The organism is Streptomyces sp. NPDC060002, assembly GCF_042737245.1.
GTDB lineage: Bacteria > Actinomycetota > Actinomycetes > Streptomycetales > Streptomycetaceae > Streptomyces.
On sequence record NZ_JBHWUW010000032.1, the window covers coordinates 45,007 to 62,149 of the forward strand.

The window sequence follows — 17,143 nt, forward strand, 5'->3', positions numbered from 1 at the left end:
ACGGATCACGTAAGGCAGCGTGAGAGAATGTTGACCGTCCTTTATGGAGGTGTTCATGGCTCAGGACGCCGCGATCCGGCTGTCCACCGTCTCCGTCGTCGACGCGCTCGCCGCATCCCTGCGCAGCCGGGTGCTCGACGGCCAACTGGTGCCCGGCGCCACGTTCGCGGAGACGGAGATCGCGGCCGAGTACGGTGTCTCCCGGCCCACCGCCCGCAGCGCGGTGACCGCGCTGGTCCACGAAGGGCTGCTTCAGCGGGATGCGAACAAGCCGGCCTATGTGCCGCACCTGACGCGCGCCGACGTCGACGATCTGTTCCTCGTGCGGATCCCGCTGGAGACGCAGGTGGTCAGAGTGCTGGTCGAGAGCGGCACCGTGCCCGTGACCACGGCGGAGCGGGCCATAACGGATCTGGACCGGCTCGGGCCCGAAGCGTCGCACAGCGCGTTCGTGGAGTCCGACCTGCGCTTCCACCAATCACTCGTGGACGCCGTCGGCAGCCCGCGGCTCAGCCGGCTCTATCGCGGCATCCAGGGCGAGGTGCACTTGTGCATGGTGCAGACCCGGCACGCCCTGGGACGGGAGCGCATCGTCGTAGAGCACAGTGGGGTACTGGAAGCGCTGCGAGCCGGGGACGCGGAGGAGGCGGTGCGGCGGATGCGCGAGCACCTGGACGGCGCCTGCCGCTCACTCCAGCGGCTCTTCGAGGAGCAGGGTGACTGACCGCCCGCCTCGGGGGTGGTGACCACAGCCCAGCACACACGAAGCGGTATGTACGACACGGCTCCGGGCCCGCGGCCGGCCCGTTCCCCGTCCGCGTACGAGACGCTCCCGTTGTGCACCGCCACCGCTCAGCGCAGCCGTGAGCGTGGCGGCTGCAAGAAGAGTTCATCGAGCCCTCGACCCCGGACCGGGCGATGCGGATGGTGCATTCCGTGCTGCACAACACGGAGGAGAACTGGTTTCGCACCGTGTAGGGTCGCGTGCCCAGCGCAGTCCGGAGCCGGGTGCTGGCCTTGGCTGGGGAGAGCCCGAAGGGGTCTGAGCTGGCTGCCGCGCCGAAGGACGAGGAGACCAGCGACGACGAGTCGGTACTGTCGCTGGTCAAGTCGATTCCGGGCAACGTGAGCCTGGAGTCGATGTTGCGGGAGATCCGCAAGGTGAACGCGATCCGGGCGATCGGCCTGCCGAACGGGTTGTTCGCGGACACTGCGCCGAGGGCGCTCGGTCGCTGACGGCAGCAGGCGGTGGTGGAGTCGCCGTCCCACCTACGCCGCCGGGCACCGGAGGCGCGGTTGACACTGTTGTGCGCGCTGTTGGTGAGGCGGGAGCGGGAGGTGACCGACACGCTGGTGGACCTGTTGATCGCCATGGTGCACCGGATCGGTGCGCGAGCGGAGAAGAAGGTCACCGACCAACAACGCGTTCAAGAAGGTCACCGGCAAGGAGAACACCCTCTTCCAGATCGCCGAGGCGTCCCTGGCCCGGCCGGACGAGGAGGTCCGCCAGGTGGTCTTCCCCGCCGCAACGATTTCGAGTCAATGCCAGAACTGCCCGACGCGGACTTCGAGCGTGTTTGCGAACCGATGACGTCGGAGCCTGGCTGTCGAGCCATTAGCTGATCAGCGGTCGTTGTCTGGGTGATAGACGCTGAGGTCGCCGTAGGTCGGCAGGACGGCGGCCAGGTTGTCGGGCCTGTGCCGCAGTGTGGTGTCCAGGAAGGCGATACAGGCTGCGGCGGTGACACGCGGGCCCTCGGTACGCCCCATCGACCTGACCAGCGAGGGCACAGGCGGCAGGTAGAGGGGAGCGTCAGTGAAGGTGAGATGCGCCGCACCGGGGATGGTGAGCCGGTAGCTCGTCGCGGTGCTGAGCTTGAGGACCTGGGTAAGGCGGGGAATGTATTTCGGGTCGGTTTCCGGGCCGATGGCTTGGGTGAGCGCGAGAACCGGCTGGTGGAAGGAGCGTGGGGCGGGGTCGCCGGGAAAGCCGTCCAGGTTGATGACGGCATCGAACCGGCGGTCCTGGCGGGCTGCCTGCAAGGCGGCACCGCCTCCGAGAGAGTGACCGGTCACCGCCACCCGACCGGTGTCCAGACGTCCGGTCAGAGGGTCCGCGACCTCACCTCGGTCAAGACGGCCCAGCTGAGTGAGAACGAAGCTGAGGTCAGCAGCTCGAACCCTCGTCCAGCCGGCCGAGAGCTCCTCGTCCTTGTCCGGGTCACCGGCGGCGGCGACCTTCGTATGGACGGTTCGGCCGTCAGCGAGGACGACGACGGCAGAGTCGTACGGGTGGTCAAGGGCTACGACGACATAGCCGCGGCTGGCCAGTTCCTCCGCCCAGGCAGTGTTCTGGGTGCGCACTCCGCCCAGCCCGGGAGAAAACAGCACGACGGGAAATCGACCGCCACCGCCGGCCACCGCGGCGTTGAAAACCGAATGCGTGTGAGCGCGAGGCATGCCATCGAGAAGGAAACCGGGCACGCCGATATAGCTGCCAAGGGCGTCGGAGACGGTGTGCGCTTCGCGCTCTGTGCGTCCGGCGTAACGGGCCTGCTGCGCGCCTGCGGGACTCTTCGACGCGGGGTACCAGAGCTGGACCACGACAGTGCGCCGGTCGCCGGGTTCAGAAGTATAGGCCTCGGAAACGGTCTGGGTCGGTCCACTGCATCACGTTGGTGCCGACCGTGAAGTGGCCTGACGGCTCGGGGAACACCGGTACAGGAAGGGCCCAGGCCGCCGCCGGGCCCACGGCGATCAAGCCGATGCAAGTCACCGATCCTGGCAACGCCAGCCACCAGCGGGCCCGCCGCGCAGGGCGGCCGGCACGTCGCTGCAGCAGAGATGAGATGGCGAACGGGAATGCAATAGCCGCGCCCGCCAACACAGGCATCATCTGCCAGCGCATCCCAACCACGCTCAGCACGGCCCCGGAAAGTACGAGAACTACTCCTGCGGCAATCGTGACTGTTCGGCGGGCGCCGGCGGGAAACCACCGCGCCAGCACCAGTGCGACGGCGCCCAGCACCATGAGGATTTCTAGGGGGGATATTTGCAGCCCCGTGATTGTCTCGGTCACACGACCATGATCGGCGCGGGTACGCGGTGCCACATCGATCTCAAGTCTCGATCGAATGCGACCTGAGGCGCATCCCAGGCCTGTCCGTTGGCCGCCCGTGTACGTACTCCTTGAACTGCTCGGACCACTGTGGCGGTGCAGTCCGGGCGCTGAACAGATAGCTGGTCACCGAGGCGTCGCGGGCCGCCCAGGAACAACTCGTTGTGCAAGGGGTCGGGAACATTCACGTCCGTTGACACTCGAAGATCGCCCCGGTGCTGACCAGTAGAGGCGGCTCAAGCGGCCGGAGCGGGCTTCCGTGTCCAGCTGCGGACGGCACCTTTGCGGGCCAGACCCCTGGTCATGAGGGTGCTTGCGGCCCAGGTGATCAGTGTCTCGGAGTGCTGGACAAGCCGCGTCGGGTCCCTCGCGTGGCGGCGTGCGTGCATCATCCGCAAGCATCCTTGAGCGCCAGGGAACGCGAGGTGGCAGCTCTCGCCGTAGCCGATGTTCCCAGCCGCGAGATCGGCGGACAACTGCTTCTGTCCACGCGGACCGTCGACAATCACCTCCAACGTGTATACACAAAGCTCGGCATCACCTCGCGACAGGACCTGGCCAACGTGATCGCTCCCCCGCCCCGGCCGGGGCCCCGGCCGGGGCGGTTAGGTACTTTTCGCCCGGGCGACCGCCGCGTAGAACTCGTCGAGGAATGCCCGGCCTTCCGAGTCGTCACTGACTCCGATGTAGCATGACGACACCTCTCGTGCACCCGACCACAGCGCGGTGACGCTCATCCCGAAGTCGTCGGGGGGGCAACCTGCCGAACCGCCCAGCCGAGGCGGCAGCCTCGCGGGCCAACCGGCGAAGCTCGGACGACTCGCTGAGACTTACACTGTCCAGCCGCGCAGAGAGGACATGGACGCCGCGTCTCTTCCCCTCCACGGCCACGACGACGTACCGGGGCGCGACAACAACGACCATGCGGTGCTCGGTGTCCGGGTCTCCCGAGCCAGTGAGCCGTGACAGCAGTCCCGGCTTCCGCAGTCGCACGCTCCAGGTCTCGTAGCAGTTCACCGCTGCGCCAAGAACGTCGCCGAGTTGGTGAGCCTCGGTATGCGCGGCGACCTCGGCCCGCAGCGCTGCATCGAGCTGCGACGACGTACAACGCTTGGTGGTTCGTTCATACAAGCGGTCCATGCGTACCTTCCGTACGGGACAAAGAGAGCCCTTCCCGGGCGGCTGACAGAGTGGGGTGATCGGAGGCTACGCGCGGAGTGAGGATGGCTACGGCCCGGGCGTAGTGCACGGCAGCCTGGTCGAGGTCGCCGCGTTGGCGGTGGGCGGTGGCAAGGTTGACCAAGGTGGTCGCCAAGTCGGGATGGGAGTCGCCAAGGAGGCGTCCTTTGAGAGCGAGGGCGCGGGTGTAGCCCTCGATGGCGGCGGCGTGGTGGCCTCGGCGGTGCTGGAGGGCGGCGAGGTTATGTGTGGTGACGGCGATCTCGTAGTGCTCGGCGCCGTGGACACGCTGGAAGACGGTGAGGGCTGCGCGGAGTTGAGTTTCCGCATCGCCGGGGCGGCCGCAGCCGTCCAGGAGAGCGGCCCAGGCGGCCCGGTCGGCCGCGACCAGCGAGTGGTCGGGACCGTGCAGGCGAGTGCGGATCCTTACCGAGCGGGCGGCCCAGGGTTCGCCCTCGTGGTGGGCACCACGGGTGTGGGCCAGGCCACCGAGGTTGTGGCAGAGGGTGGCGACGGTGTCGTGATCGCTGCCATAGGTGTTCTCGCAGATGGCCAGAGCCCGCAGGTAGAGGGCCTGGGACCGGTCGAAGTGACCGGTGTACTTGCCCAATACGCCCCATTCATTGCACACCGCGGCGGCTTCCGGGGAGTCAGGGCCGTAGGCGTGTTCGGCAGCCCCCAGAGTCAGGGCCAGCAGGATTCCGGCCCGCCGGTAGTCGCCTTGCTCACGCCAGAGGTGGCCCAGCGCGAGCTGGGCGCCCAGGCGCCCGGTGGGGTCGTTGCGGTGGCGGGCTACGGCGGCCTTCAGGGCGGCTTCGGTCGGCTCGGATTCCAGGGACGGGGTCATGGTGCTGAGTCCTTCGGCACAGGATCCTTCGGCAGGAGGTGCTGCAGTGGCCGGCTACCGGTCCACGGGCCGTCGTCGGCTGCCGCGGCCTGGAGAACCAGCGGACCGGCGCCGGGGTGGGCCTAGTCGTACAGGTAGAAGGAACGGGCGCTCGCGACGAAATCCTCGAGAGTGGCGAAGCCGCGTTCCAGCACCGCGTCCTCCAGGTCGTCGCGGTCCCACCGCTGGGCGAAGTGCGCCAGGATGTTCTCGGTCCGCAGCTGTGCCAGCTGGAGCGTGGGGTGCTGCCGTCGCAGCGTCCGGTGGAACCTCAGGCAGCTCACCAGCCGCTCACGCACCATCAGGTGGGCTCCGGTGGTCTTCAACTCGTCCAGGAACGGGTCATGCCAGAGCAGCGCGTGGTGAGGGAACAGAGCCCGGGCGGCGGCTTTGGCGGTGCGCACCCGGTCCGGCAGTTTGCGTTCGGCCGCGGTGCACCATCGGTCCAGACCGGGCAGCTCCGCCACCCGCGTGATTCCCATGGCCGGCAACAACGGCGCCACCCTGGCCCACGTCTCCTCCGTGAGGAACCGCACGCTGCGCCCCGGCCGTCACCAGCTTGACGACACCACCCATACCGCCCTCACCCACCGATCCGCCGTCAGAACACATGCGGGGTGCCCCGGCCCGATCCGGCACTGCGAAACACTGACCGGAGACGCCCCTCATGCGCGCTGAGGGATCAGCCGGCAATCACGATCTCGTTGTGGTTCGACCAGCCAAAGCGAGGGTAGAGGCCGGCTTCTGCGGCGCCCGTCTCGGTGAGGTCCACGGGCGCCGCGATCTCGTTGTGGTTGCTCGACAGGATACCTACGACGAAGTCCGACTCGACGCTCTCGTCCACCTCGGCGTCGAGGTCGACAGGCACGACGATCTCGTTGTGGTTGTAGCTGCCCGTTCTGCTGGCCCAGAGGATTCCGACCTCGGCAACGACCTTCATGGCTTCTCCTGTTCCTTGTCCAGCGGGTTCCCGCGTGTGCGTACCCGTGAGGAGCGACACACGCGAGGCACCGGCACGCGTCGTCCGGATGCCTGAAACATACGTAGGCGCGCAACGTCGTTGACTGAGTAATCGTTACCTCAATGGCTCGAGGAGGGGAGACAGACCGTCATCGATTGCTGGTGGTCGAAGCCGGTCAGGCTACCGCCGCTTGGGCGTGAGCCGGGCCGGGCGTGATCGTCGTCGAACTGCCCCCCACACGTCCTTTGAACCATCGGAGCGCGCGGTCGACAGCATTGATCAGCGGCACCATCCGCTCGCGAGGCCCCAAGCCGCGGGCGATGGTGTCAGGCACCGTCACCGGGATTCCCGGAGGATGCCCTGGCCTTCAGGCCGGGGAGGAATCCGGTTTCCCGTGTGGCGGGGCAGGAGAAGCCGGATCGCCGCTGGTCGATCCGGCGTCCGCCCGGGGGGCGGCGAGGGCGGCCTCCAGGGGGTGGAGGATCTCGGAGTTGAGGGACCGTCGGTCTGTGGTGGCGCGGGCGGTCACCCGTTCGTGCAGGTCTTCCGGGATCCGGAGTGAGAAACGAATCATGACGCTCCGGTGGCATCATGACGACGCCAATGGGAGCCGACGGGGCCGGGCGCGCCCGGTACACCTACCGGCTTCGCGTGTCGTGGAGCGCCCGTACCGCGCTGGAGGCGGAGTGGGACCGGTGCCGGTGGATCTGGAACGAGTGCGGCGCCAGGTCCAAGGCGGTCCACCTGCACAGCAAGGCCACGGGGGAGAAGTGGACTTGTGGCCCGGCGCAGCTCGACAGGATGCTGACGGGGGCGCGGGAGTGTATGCCGTGGCTGCGCGAGGGCAGTTCGGTTCCTCAGCAGCAGCTGATCCGGGACTTCGGCAAGTCCCGCGCGAAGGCGCACAAGGACATTCGGGAACGCCTGCCTCAGCGGCAGCGGGCTGGTATGCCGGGGTGGAAGAAGAAGCGCGAGGCGTTGCCGACGCTGAACTACACCCGGCGCGGGTTCCGGCTGAAGGGCGATCGGCTGCACCTGGCGGGTGGGATCGTGCTGACGGTGGTGTGGTCGCGCAGCCTGCCGGCCGGACCCTCCTCGGTGCGTGTGTACCGGGACAGTGTCGGGCACTGGTACTGCTCGTTTGTGGTCCCGGCTGAGGTGCGGCCGCTGCCGGAGAGCGGCCGGGTGCTCGGTGTGGACTGGGGCGTGAAGGAGACCGCGACCACCACCTCCAACGCCCACGACCTGCCGCACGCCCAGCACGGCCGCAAGGCGCAGGCCAAGCTGACCCGTTACGACCGGATGATGGCCCGCCGCAAACCGAAGAAGGGGCAGGCCGCCTCGAAGGGCTACCGCGAGGCGAAGAAGTGGCGGGCAAAAACCTACGCGAAGATCGCCCGGCAGCGGCAGGACACCGGCCGCAAGTGGGCGAAGAAGGCCGTGACCGACCACGACGCCATCGCCGTCGAGGACTTCAGGCCGAAGTTCCTCGCCAAGTCCTCGATGGCGCGCAAGGCGGCGGACGCCGCGATCGGCGCCACGAAGAAGGCCCTGATCGAGATGGGCCGCAAACACGGACGCGACATCCGTCTCGTGCACCCTGCACACACCACCATGGACTGCGCATCGTGCGAAGCGAGAACCAAGCACGCACTGCCGCTGTCCGAGCGCACCTACACCTGCACCGCGTGCCAAGTCGTCTCCCCCAGAGACAAGAACTCCGCCCGCGTGATGCTCGTCCGGGCAGGTCTGAACCCGGCTGGCGCCGAGGGCGTAAGACCACCGGGAGCGCTGCTCCCAGAGGCAGCCTGAGCCAGGAATCCCCGCTCAGCCCTGAAGGAAGGAATCCCCTCCCTTCAGGGAGGGGAGCAGTCAATAATTCCCGAGGAGGCCTTGGCCGACCCGGACTGATCGAATCTGCTCGGGCCGGCCGACCGGCGTGGACGGACCCCGCTGTTCTGGCAGCGTGTCCGCCCATACGGAGAGGCCCGGCTCGACCTGGGCACCCGCCTGGACATCGGCACGCTCGGAGCCCGCTAACAGCGCCGGCCCCGCCCTTCAATGCCTGCCGAGCCGCGTCCGGTCCTGGGCCGACTGCCGCGCTCACACCATCCTGGCCGATCCATCCTCCGCGCGCTCCCCTCTTGAGTAGCGGTTACCCATCCCGGACGGCCGTCCACCACCGAGACTAAGGCGACCAGCCAATCGGCAACAGGAGGAAGCTCATGACCCAGAACAACCAGGCCGTGGTGCGCCGCGGGATCTACCCGAACCACAACCAGGCAGTGGTTGCCCGCTGATCGGATGAGTCGGCAGCAGGAGGCGCCGCGTGCGTCTCCTGCTGCGGCGGATTTGGCGGGCCGGGTCGGCGCTAAGTGCCGGCCCGGCCCGTGCCATGTGAAGGGCATGACAGTCCCGCTCGCGCGTGGGTGGTGTGGGCGGGATGGACGGGTGGTCTGGGCTGGTGGTCAGGATGTTGCGGCGGTGGACGACGGAGGGGCCGGTGTTGCCGGTCCAGGTGTGGGCGGTGCTGGGGGCCGACGCGTTGTCGGCGGTGGGTTCCGGGCTGACGCTTCCGTTCCTGCTGGTCTACCTGCACACGGTGCGCGGGCTGAGCCTGGGCACCGCGGGGGCAGTATGTACGACGTTGGCGCTGGCGGGCCTGGTGGGCAATCCGCTGGGCGGGGTGTGGGCGGACCGGTTCGGCCCGCGCCCGGTGCTGGCACTGGGATGGGCGACCGCCAGCATGGGGGCGGTCATGCTGGCGACGGTGTCGAATGTGTGGCAGGCGTTCGCCGGAGCCGCGGTGGCGGGGCTCGGTGCGGCGCTGGCCTGGCCGGCGCTGGACACGTTCCTAGCCGCTGTGGTGCCGGAGCGGCGGCGCTCGTCGGTGTTCGCGCTGCGGCACGCGACGATGAACGCGGGCCTGGCCGCGGGCAGCCTGCTGGCATCGGTGATCGCGCAGGTCGGGCGCCCGTCGTCGTTCGTGCTGCTGTACACCCTGGACGCCGCCAGCTTCCTGCTGGCGATCCCCCTCCTGTGGGCCGCCCGCAACCGTCCCGCGGGCTCGGCACCGGTGGCGGTGGACGGCGAGGACGCGGCCGCAGCCCCGGCCGACGGCTATCGGGTGGTAGCCCGGGACGGGCTGTTCGTCCGGTTGTGGCTGCTGATCGCGGTGCTGGTCACGGTCGGCATCGCGCAGTTCAACACCGCGTTCCCGCTCCTGGCTGTCTCCGCCCAGATGAGCGCCGCGGTGGTGGGCTGGGCATTCGCCGCGAACATGGTCACAGTGACAGCCTGCCAACTACTGGTGCTGCGCGCGGCGCGGGGCCGGCGGCGCACCAGCGCCATTGTCGTGTTGTGCGCGTTGTGGGCGTGCTCCTGGATGCTGGTCCTTGCCGGCCGCCACCTGGGCATGGGTGTGGGCGCGATGCTGTTCGTCTCGGCCGCGGTGGTCTTCGGCTTCGGGGAGACCCTGTTCGCACCTGCCCTCCCGGCCCTGGTGAACGACATCGCACCCCAGGCCCTGCGCGGCCGGTACAACGGTGCCTCCGCGTTCGCTTACACCACCGGGTTCGCCCTCGGCCCGGCCGCTGCAGGCCTGCTGCTCCAGCACGGTCTCGACACCGTGCTGCTGCTCGGCCTGACACTGGCCTGCACCGCGGCGGCAGCCCTGGCCGTCACACTCAGACGCCGGCTCCCGCCCGGCGTTGACATCATCGACCCGCCCGCACCGGACGGCGCGACCGAGCCCGCCACTCCGGCGGCAACCCACCAGCAGGAGGCACCGGCATGACCCCGCACGACGACGCAACACTGCTGCGGCAGGCGCTCACGGCCTGCCTGCAGGCGCTGGACGACGGCGACCACCAGGCCGCGCGGCACCTGGCCGACCGCGCGGGAACGCTGGCAGCCACCCTCGGGACACTGGCGCGGGCCAACGCCGTCCTGCTGACCGGCATGGTCGAGCAGGCCGTCGGTGACACCGAAACGGCCGCAGGCCGGTACACCGAAGCCGCCGACCTGGCCGGAAGGCACCTGACCGAGCCCGACGGCATCCAGCTGTTCCTGCACGCCAGACTCGAACTCGCGGCCCTGCACCGCTCCCGGGGCCGCTACCGCCAGGCCGAGCAGATCCTGCACGACGCCCTGGCCACCTCTGGGGCCTCCGAGCCTGACCCCATGGATCTCGCCATGCTCCACAACGAGCTCGGCATGGTCTCCAAGTACAACGGCAGCTTCGACCAGGCCACCGCCTGCTACCGCACCGCCCTGACCCTCCTGGAGGGCATCCTGCCCGAAGGCGACCCCGGGCTGGCGACCATCTATCACAACATCGGCGGCCTCGCCCACGCCCGTGGCGACTACGCGGCCGCCGAGGAACCTGCCCGCCGAGCGGTCACCCTCCGCGAACACGCCCTGGGACCCAACCATCCGGCGGTCGCCGCCGATCGCGCCGCACTCGCCCCCATCCTCCTCGGACTCGGCCGCCTCGAGGAAGCCGGACACCTTCTCCACGACGCCCTGGCCGTCTTCGAACGCACCCACGGCACCGTCCACCCCGACTACGCGATCGCACTGGGCAACCTCGCCGCCGTCACCCACCAGCTCGGCCGCCACCAAACCGCCGAAACCCTCTACCAGCGGGCCCTACACGCCCTGGAACAGGCCCTCGGCCCGGACCATCCCGACCTCGCCCCCATCCTGGCCAACCTCGCCGAACTCCATCGCACCCTCGGCAACCCCGACCACGCCCACACCCTCGACGCCCATGCCCGGGCCATCCTCACCGCCACAGTCCGGCCCGACCACCCCACCCTCACCACCCTGACCAGACGCTGAACCCCAGCCGGGGCCTGATACTGGTGAGCTCGCGTAATCATGAGTCGCGTATTCCTCAGCGCGTGAGGGCCTGCGGTCACTGCGAGTGGTCGCAGGCCCATGGCAAGTCCAGGTGGCGAAGTCGGAGTTCGAACGTGGCCGGGGTCATGGGGTGCCCGGCTCGTCGGCCGGGGAAGAGCCATCGGGCGTCCGGGTTGGACGCGATCATGGTGTTCGGTCGTTGGCCCAGGTAGCTCAGCAGCATTCCGGCGAAAGGGGCCGGGACGGGCGAGGGTGGGTCGCCGAGCCGGACCAGGACCTCACCCTCTTCTCGGAGGACATCGTCGATGGCGAGTCGGGCGATCCGGGTGAGCGGCTGCGCGTAGAGAAGGACGAGCACGGCGGCCACACAACGCCGGCTGGCTGGCCAGCCGCGACCCCGAGCTGCAGGACAAGGCGGTCAAGTTCCTCGACCTCCTCGCGTCCCGCATGGTCTTCTCCACCACCGTCGACATGACCACGGTGCTGGCCGGGATGGTCCGCGAGGCGGTCCCCAGCCCTTACCGGCGCGAGAACGTGCTTCGTTCGGCGACTACACCACCGACAACCTCCACGTACCCCCACCTGCCTACAATCCCATTCTCGACTCCGCCACTCAACACGGCACAACCAGGCAACAGGGCGGCAGTAATCAAAGGAGCCCGCAAGCGGTGGCACCGCCCTGAAACCCCGGACACTATGGAGTTAAATTGCCAATAACAATACCGGCATCTTTTCAGGCGCTGCAACGTTTCCGCCGATTTGACTACTGGGGAGCACCTTATTCCCTTTCGGATCAAGATAAATTCAGTCACTTTTGGAGGGTTCTGATGGCGCGCAACCAGGCTGACAACCACGAGCAGGAGTCGTTGCCGGTGTCCCGAAGGCACGTTGATGTGGGTTCCGGTCGGGAGATGGTGGCGTGGGAAAACCGGCTGAGTCTCCTGGATGAACGTGGTGGGGTGGTGTGGACCATTGAGCACCCGCAATGGGACGGGTCGTCCTTCGGGTTCTCCGCTAACGGGAGTCTGGTCTGGATAGCGATGCCTGGCCCTGACTATCCGTGGGAGGTCGGCGAGGATGAGAGTGAGAGCGAGGAGGACGAGTGTGGCGACCCTGATTGTGAGTATTCCTGGATCCACCATGATCGGCATGCCAATCCGGGCGCTCCGGGCGCTCCGGGCGCTCCGGGCGCTCCGGAGGATCACGGCGACGAGTGGTGGGTCATGGAGGTTGCCACCGGACGCGTCCTTGCAACCAGCTCACTCGGCACCTGCCCGGACGCCACAGTTTCACTTAGCCATCCCGACGGGATACATGTGGGTCTGGGAACCGCCGTCCATGACGGGCCTAGTAATACCCTCTGGGGCAGGTATGTCAATGACACAATGCACGTGGCCATTGTTCCTTGCGCTGGAATGCTGATGAATATCAGCCCGTCCGGAACTTCCTATTTGACTATCACTAATCCGGCCGCAGGCTGCCATAAGGGCGGAACGCTGGCCCTCCATGGATTTCCTGACCACGAGACGATCGCCCGACAAATGGGTGCCGATCACCTTAGGGCAGGCGAATGGTTCGCCGGGGCAGAATATCTCGACGGGGAGCGTGTCCTTGTAGACGTACGCCAAGGCGGGACGGGATCCCGGGGTCTACTGTTCGATGCCCGCGATCTAACACCTTTAGGTGATTGCGACTTGGTGTGCGATTGAGCTGACGGGTCCACAGAACTGTTTTCGGCTCTTTGCTTGACTCCGGCCAAAACCTCCACCGGTAGACGGTCCTCGTCACTCTACGTATGTGCTGGCCGGGAATTACCGTATGGCCAGCCACCTGGGTCCTTGGAGGAGATATGCACTCAGGCGGAGTCCTCTCCTTCGAAGGAGAGGCATGGAACGTCGGCCGGCTCCGGCGGGCACTGACCGGCATTCCCGACGAGACCCCGCTGGTTCTCCTGGCCGAGTACGAGCCCGGAGAAGCCGAAGAGTACGTCGTCGTGGAGGGAAAGCTTCTGAGCGAGGCCGTCGCCCCGCAGATCGCACCGTATGGCGATGAGTTCACCCTGCTCTGCCGCTTGCGAGACGACGAAGCGGCAGACTGACGGAGCTCAGCCGGCGTGTGCGCGGTCGAGCCGACCGGACCGAACCACTCCAGCCGACGCGGCGCTTTTTTGCGCCGCCTGTTCTCACCCCGGAGATCCTCGTCAGGGATCGACAGCGTCACCCAGGCCGCCTCCTCGGCACCCACTTCCTCCGCGTCCTCGGCCCACATCATGAAGCGGCTCACGACCTGGCCGATCCGGCCGTTCTGCGCACTTCCGGGCTGGACGACGCACCGGTGATCGCCGACCTTCGGGGCCCGGAGCCGGTCCAACTGAAGGCCTCCTTCTCCGGCCACAAGCAACACTCATCCGCGCATCCGCATCTGACGAGTGTCCGCTGCCGGTGCCGCTCATCGTCAAAGTGCAGGCAGCCCACGAAGCTCATCCCGCCTTTCGTACCTCGTGAGCCGGCAAGGCCGCTGTTCACACCGGCGACTAGGGCACGACCAGATGAATGAGTCCAAGGGGTGTTGTTGCGGTCAGTGATCGAAGGCGGTCAGTGATCGCTTGATCGGCTGTCCGGTTTTGTCGCTGTGCCAGATCGCCGCTGTGAGCGCGAGGATCCGACAGAGGACGCGGGCAGCCACCCCTGCCGGGCTCTTGCCGCCGTGTCGTTCCAGGTCGAGCTGTCCTTTGAGGGTCTGGTTGATCGATTCGATGACCTGCCGCAGCGGCTTGAACAGGTGTGCCCCGCCCCGCTCTGCCTCCCCCTTGCGGGCCGGCCGCAGCAACTGAAGGTGACGCTCGGCAAGGTCGTGCTCGAACTCGCGGCCGTAGTAGTTCTTATCCCCGATGATCGTCTGCCCGGGGCGGGCGGCTGTGGCATCGGGTGCGGTGTCGAGCATGTCGCGCAGCGTCTCGCGCTCGTCGGCCTTCGCGCCGGTGAGGGCGAACAGGACCGGAAGTCCGCCGAGTGTGCATACCAGGTGCAGCCGCAGCCCCCAGAAGTACCGTGAGTGCGACGCGCAGTAGCCGTACTGGGCCCAGCCCGCCAGGTCCGAGCGTTTGGCCGTTTCGCGGGAGCAGCCGCAGCCGACCGGGGTGGAGTCGACCAGCCACACATCGTCGCTCCACAGCGAGGTGTCCCGGGCCAGGATCCGGATCATGCTGGTGAGCAGCGAGGACGCGGCGCGCAGCCGCTTGTTGTAGCCGGACGGCTGGGGCACGTAGGGGAAGAGGTGGCCGAAGTCCCGCCCGATACGGCGCAGCCAGCGCCGCTCGGAGGTGTAACCGAGCAGCGCCGACGTGACCGCGAGGGGGACCAGTTCGGCGTCACTGAGCGTGGGTGCGATCCCAACGGCGGGCCGGTACGGGGCCAGCCACGGCGAAGCCTTCAACGCGTCATCGATCCGGGCATAGAGTGCCGTTGCGAGGGTGTCTAGGTCTGTCTTCACACACTGACGTTGGACGCCCTCGTCTCATGTCCGCAGGCCATCCCTTGGACTCATTCATCTAGCCTCGATCTTGCATGAGGGTCCGTCAGCTTGCTGAGGGACCCTTTGTGGCGAGTGTTGGTGGGGATTTTCGGAGTCTGGGCAGGTGGAGTGCCCGGCTGTCACGTCGGGTGTGCGCCGGGTTCCACGGCTCCGGTGGGCTGGTGCTGCTCGCAGGGGCAGGAAGGTGCTGGTCAGCCGGGGTTCGGTAGGGCCTGGAGCCGGTCCAGGGCATCGGTGATCACGTCAGTCCAGGGCCAGTGCCCGGCGAGGCGGAGGATGCGGCGGCGGCCGGTGGTGACGAGCTGGGCGGCGGTGGAGAACAGCCGAAGCCGCAGGCGGCGGGGCTCCCAGAGCCGGGCGGCTCCGGTCAGGGCGAGCAGGGGCATCCAGGCGAGCAGGTCGAGGGCGATCTGCACGATCTCCAGCCAGATCTGGTTCTGCGCGGTGTTGTGGAGAGGGAGATTGCGCAGGCCGGTGGCGCGGGCGGCGCGGATGCGGTCCTCGGCCCGGGCCCGCTGCCGGTGGCGCAGTTCGAGGGCGGCGATCGCCTCGCCTGTGGTGTTGGTGGCGAAGCACGTCAGCCGCATGCCGTCGGCGTCGGTGAAACGCAACTGGGCGCCGGGGTACGGCCGTTCCTTGCGCACGACCAGCCGCAGCCCCTTCGGCCAGCCCGTCAGGCAGTCGCCGGCGAGTTCGGCGACCCAGGCGCCGTCGCGGATCTCGCCGTCGGGTTCGACGGCCGGCGTCCAGGCCGAGGCCGGGACCTTCAAGACGGCCTGGTGGATGGCGTCGGTGATGGTCATGCCGACCGAGTACGACAGCCACCGTCCGCGCTTCGCGAGCCAGGCGACGAACTCGTGGGTGCCGCCGCCGGAGTCGGTGCGGATCAGCGTCTGACGCCCCCGCCGGAGCCGTTTCGGCAACTGGGCCAGGGCCAGTTGTGTGGCCTCGATGTGGTCGGCGGCGGTGTAGGAGCCCGCGTTGCCGGGCCGCAGCATGCCCACGACCGGCTCGCTGGACCCGCCGCGGCCGTGGTCGACGAATCCCATCAGTGGGTGGTGCCCGAAGGTCTTCTTCCTCGCGGCGGCGTGCTCCTTCTCGGAGTGCGCCAGGACGAGGACGCCGTCGATGTCCACGATCACCTGCCCGTCCGCGTCCGGCGCCGCGTCCCCTGCCAACCGCCAGACTTGTTCGCGCACTTCGGCCCGGGCGGTGCGGAGCGCGGCCAAGACCTGCTTGCCGCCCGACGCCAGTTCGCCGATCAGGCGGGAGACCGTGGGGTCGGATGCCACCGGCCCGAACGCGGCCGGCTCGGCCCGCAGCAGGGCCACATCGGCCAGGCAGTCCCCGCCCAGCGCGACGGCGAGCGCGACATCCAGCAGGATCTTGCCCGGATCGTGCACCGCCCGGGCCTTCCGCCATGGCTCGAGCGCCGCTGATATCGCCGCATCCAGACCGGACTTGCGGACCGTCTCGACCAACAGCACCGCACCGGCCTGCGAAACCACTCCGCGACCGCCGCCCTCGACGCGGACACGCGGATAGGACCCGATACGCTTCTTCACCTGGAAAGTGCCTCCGACGGTGGCGGGAACAAGGACCTCAGCAATCCTCATTCTCGCTGGTCAAAGGCACTTTCTGCTTCCATGATCACCAGCCGGACGGCCCGCTTCGTGAAAGCGCGAGGCTAGTAGGGCTTGGTCAGGTCCGTAGTGGGGTGGGTATGTCGCGGTGGCAGGTGGGGCAGGCGCCGGTCCAGAGGGCGAGGAGTGTCTGGAGCTCGCGGACGACCTGGTAGAGGCTCAGACCTGCGCCGCGTCTTTTGGGTCTCGTGCCAGTCGTTGCAGGGTGCAGAAGGCGTGCGCGACGGAGACGAGGGTGACGTGGTGGTGCCATCCGTTCCAGGTCCGGCCCTCGAAGTGGGCAAGTCCCAGGGCCTGTTTCATCTCCCGGTAGTCGTGCTCGATGCGCCAGCGGAGTTTGGCGGGGCGGACCAGTGTGGTCAGGGGCATGCCGGAGGGCAGGTCGGACAGCCAGTACTGCACCGGCTCGCTCTCGCCGGCGGGCCATTCGACCAGCAGCCAGCACACGGGCAGTTCCGGGCCGTCGGCGGTCTGGCGGACCTCGCGTCCGGCGGGCCGGATGCGCAGGGCCACGAAGCGTGAGTACATCCGTTTGCGGCCCGAGCGGCCGGTGCCGGGCCGGGAGCCCTCCCGCCACTGCACCGGCCTGGCCGCCTTCCGGCCCGCCGCGATGACCAGCTCCTTCACCGACTGCGGCTTGTCGGGATACTTCGCCACCGGCGGGCGTCCCATCCCGGAGTACGGCTCGGCCACCGGCACACCACGCACCACAGCAATCTCGTCCGGAGTCACACACCCTCAACGCCACACGGGGCCCCAAGGATACGCACCACCCCAGCCGACCTGACCAGGCACTACTAGGACGTGTCTCCTCGATCAGGTAACTCGTCGCCCCGGTCATGCGTTCAACTCCTCCTCGCCAAGCGGCTCGCTCCGCCGGCCAGGGCGTTGGCCCGGGACGGCGGAGTTGGAGAGCAACTCGGCGAGGAGGGCCCGGCGGACCGCCGCCAGGCGGTCTG

At 68.3% G+C, this 17,143-nt stretch carries 16 protein-coding genes and 3 pseudogenes; 9 read left to right on the forward strand and 10 right to left on the reverse strand.

Features of this window, described 5'->3' with window-relative positions; all coding sequences use genetic code 11:
• Window positions 1-55: 55 nt before the first annotated feature.
• The 3 genes from ACFWBD_RS25765 to ACFWBD_RS25775 all read left to right on the forward strand — a co-directional run bounded on the left by ACFWBD_RS25765 (window position 56) and on the right by ACFWBD_RS25775 (window position 1,591).
• Entirely contained in the window at window positions 56-724 is a 669-nt protein-coding gene (locus ACFWBD_RS25765; protein WP_385671159.1) for a GntR family transcriptional regulator, read from the forward strand.
• Window positions 725-984: 260 nt separating this feature from the next.
• On the forward strand, window positions 985-1,236 hold the full coding sequence (locus ACFWBD_RS25770) for a hypothetical protein (protein ID WP_385671162.1): 252 nt from the start codon (window positions 985-987) through the stop codon (window positions 1,234-1,236).
• A 151-nt stretch (window positions 1,237-1,387) separates the two neighbouring features.
• Window positions 1,388-1,591, forward strand: coding sequence for a hypothetical protein (locus tag ACFWBD_RS25775; protein ID WP_385671165.1), 204 nt, complete (start codon window positions 1,388-1,390; stop codon window positions 1,589-1,591).
• A 32-nt stretch (window positions 1,592-1,623) separates the two neighbouring features.
• Here ACFWBD_RS25775 and ACFWBD_RS25780 read toward each other — a convergent pair.
• Window positions 1,624-3,079 (reverse strand): annotated as a pseudogene (locus ACFWBD_RS25780) (alpha/beta hydrolase family protein).
• Window positions 3,080-3,357: 278 nt separating this feature from the next.
• Window positions 3,358-3,510, reverse strand: a pseudogene (locus ACFWBD_RS25785) (IS5/IS1182 family transposase); the annotation flags it as partial.
• On the opposite strand from ACFWBD_RS25785, the gene ACFWBD_RS25790 reads away from it, so the two are divergent.
• A complete protein-coding gene (locus ACFWBD_RS25790; RefSeq protein WP_385671168.1) occupies window positions 3,502-3,813 on the forward strand; it encodes a helix-turn-helix transcriptional regulator in 312 nt (103 codons plus the stop codon). The pseudogene ACFWBD_RS25785 and the gene ACFWBD_RS25790 overlap by 9 nt on opposite strands.
• Before the next feature lie 428 nt (window positions 3,814-4,241).
• On the opposite strand, the gene ACFWBD_RS25795 is transcribed toward ACFWBD_RS25790, so the two are convergent.
• The 4 genes from ACFWBD_RS25795 to ACFWBD_RS25810 all read right to left on the reverse strand — a co-directional run bounded on the left by ACFWBD_RS25795 (window position 4,242) and on the right by ACFWBD_RS25810 (window position 6,718).
• The gene (locus tag ACFWBD_RS25795; protein WP_385671171.1) at window positions 4,242-5,144 is read right to left on the reverse strand and encodes a tetratricopeptide repeat protein; all 903 of its coding nucleotides are present in this window, start codon (window positions 5,142-5,144) and stop codon (window positions 4,242-4,244) included.
• 122 nt (window positions 5,145-5,266) lie between these two features.
• Window positions 5,267-5,719: a hypothetical protein gene (locus ACFWBD_RS25800; RefSeq protein ID WP_385671174.1), complete on the reverse strand. Its 453-nt coding sequence runs from the start codon at window positions 5,717-5,719 to the stop codon at window positions 5,267-5,269.
• Window positions 5,720-5,865: 146 nt separating this feature from the next.
• Window positions 5,866-6,123, reverse strand: a complete 258-nt coding sequence (locus ACFWBD_RS25805) for a hypothetical protein (RefSeq protein WP_385671177.1) — start codon at window positions 6,121-6,123, stop codon at window positions 5,866-5,868.
• Between the two features lie 388 nt (window positions 6,124-6,511).
• Window positions 6,512-6,718 carry an Arc family DNA-binding protein gene (locus ACFWBD_RS25810; RefSeq protein WP_385671180.1) on the reverse strand — a complete coding sequence of 69 codons (207 nt, stop codon included), beginning with the start codon at window positions 6,716-6,718 and terminating at the stop codon, window positions 6,512-6,514.
• A 17-nt stretch (window positions 6,719-6,735) separates the two neighbouring features.
• On the opposite strand from ACFWBD_RS25810, the gene ACFWBD_RS25815 reads away from it, so the two are divergent.
• From ACFWBD_RS25815 to ACFWBD_RS25825, 3 genes are all read left to right on the forward strand, one after another.
• A complete protein-coding gene (locus ACFWBD_RS25815) occupies window positions 6,736-7,956 on the forward strand; it encodes an RNA-guided endonuclease InsQ/TnpB family protein (RefSeq protein ID WP_385671183.1) in 1,221 nt (406 codons plus the stop codon).
• A gap of 631 nt (window positions 7,957-8,587) precedes the next feature.
• Window positions 8,588-9,940, forward strand: coding sequence for an MFS transporter (locus ACFWBD_RS25820; protein WP_385671186.1), 1,353 nt, complete (start codon window positions 8,588-8,590; stop codon window positions 9,938-9,940).
• On the forward strand, window positions 9,937-10,986 hold the full coding sequence (locus tag ACFWBD_RS25825) for a tetratricopeptide repeat protein (RefSeq protein ID WP_385671189.1): 1,050 nt from the start codon (window positions 9,937-9,939) through the stop codon (window positions 10,984-10,986). Before ACFWBD_RS25820 ends, ACFWBD_RS25825 begins: the two co-directional genes overlap by 4 nt.
• A gap of 76 nt (window positions 10,987-11,062) precedes the next feature.
• Here ACFWBD_RS25825 and ACFWBD_RS25830 read toward each other — a convergent pair whose 3' ends face one another.
• Window positions 11,063-11,365 carry a hypothetical protein gene (locus ACFWBD_RS25830; protein ID WP_385671192.1) on the reverse strand — a complete coding sequence of 101 codons (303 nt, stop codon included), beginning with the start codon at window positions 11,363-11,365 and terminating at the stop codon, window positions 11,063-11,065.
• Window positions 11,366-11,834: 469 nt separating this feature from the next.
• On the opposite strand from ACFWBD_RS25830, the gene ACFWBD_RS25835 reads away from it, so the two are divergent.
• Both ACFWBD_RS25835 and ACFWBD_RS25840 read left to right on the forward strand, forming a co-directional pair.
• Complete coding sequence (locus tag ACFWBD_RS25835) at window positions 11,835-12,716, forward strand: hypothetical protein (RefSeq protein ID WP_385671195.1); 882 nt, start codon at window positions 11,835-11,837, stop codon at window positions 12,714-12,716.
• Between the two features lie 140 nt (window positions 12,717-12,856).
• Window positions 12,857-13,105 (forward strand): DUF6225 family protein, encoded by a 249-nt coding sequence (locus ACFWBD_RS25840; RefSeq protein WP_385671198.1) that lies wholly within the window; start codon window positions 12,857-12,859, stop codon window positions 13,103-13,105.
• 479 nt (window positions 13,106-13,584) lie between these two features.
• Here ACFWBD_RS25840 and ACFWBD_RS25845 read toward each other — a convergent pair whose 3' ends face one another.
• From ACFWBD_RS25845 to ACFWBD_RS25855, 3 genes and pseudogenes are all read right to left on the reverse strand, one after another.
• Window positions 13,585-14,499, reverse strand: a complete 915-nt coding sequence (locus tag ACFWBD_RS25845; RefSeq protein WP_385671201.1) for an IS982 family transposase — start codon at window positions 14,497-14,499, stop codon at window positions 13,585-13,587.
• 233 nt (window positions 14,500-14,732) lie between these two features.
• Window positions 14,733-16,106, reverse strand: a complete 1,374-nt coding sequence (locus tag ACFWBD_RS25850; RefSeq protein WP_385671203.1) for an IS1380 family transposase — start codon at window positions 16,104-16,106, stop codon at window positions 14,733-14,735.
• 237 nt (window positions 16,107-16,343) lie between these two features.
• A pseudogene (locus ACFWBD_RS25855) lies at window positions 16,344-16,880 on the reverse strand (transposase); the annotation flags it as partial.
• Window positions 16,881-17,143 lie beyond the last annotated feature (263 nt).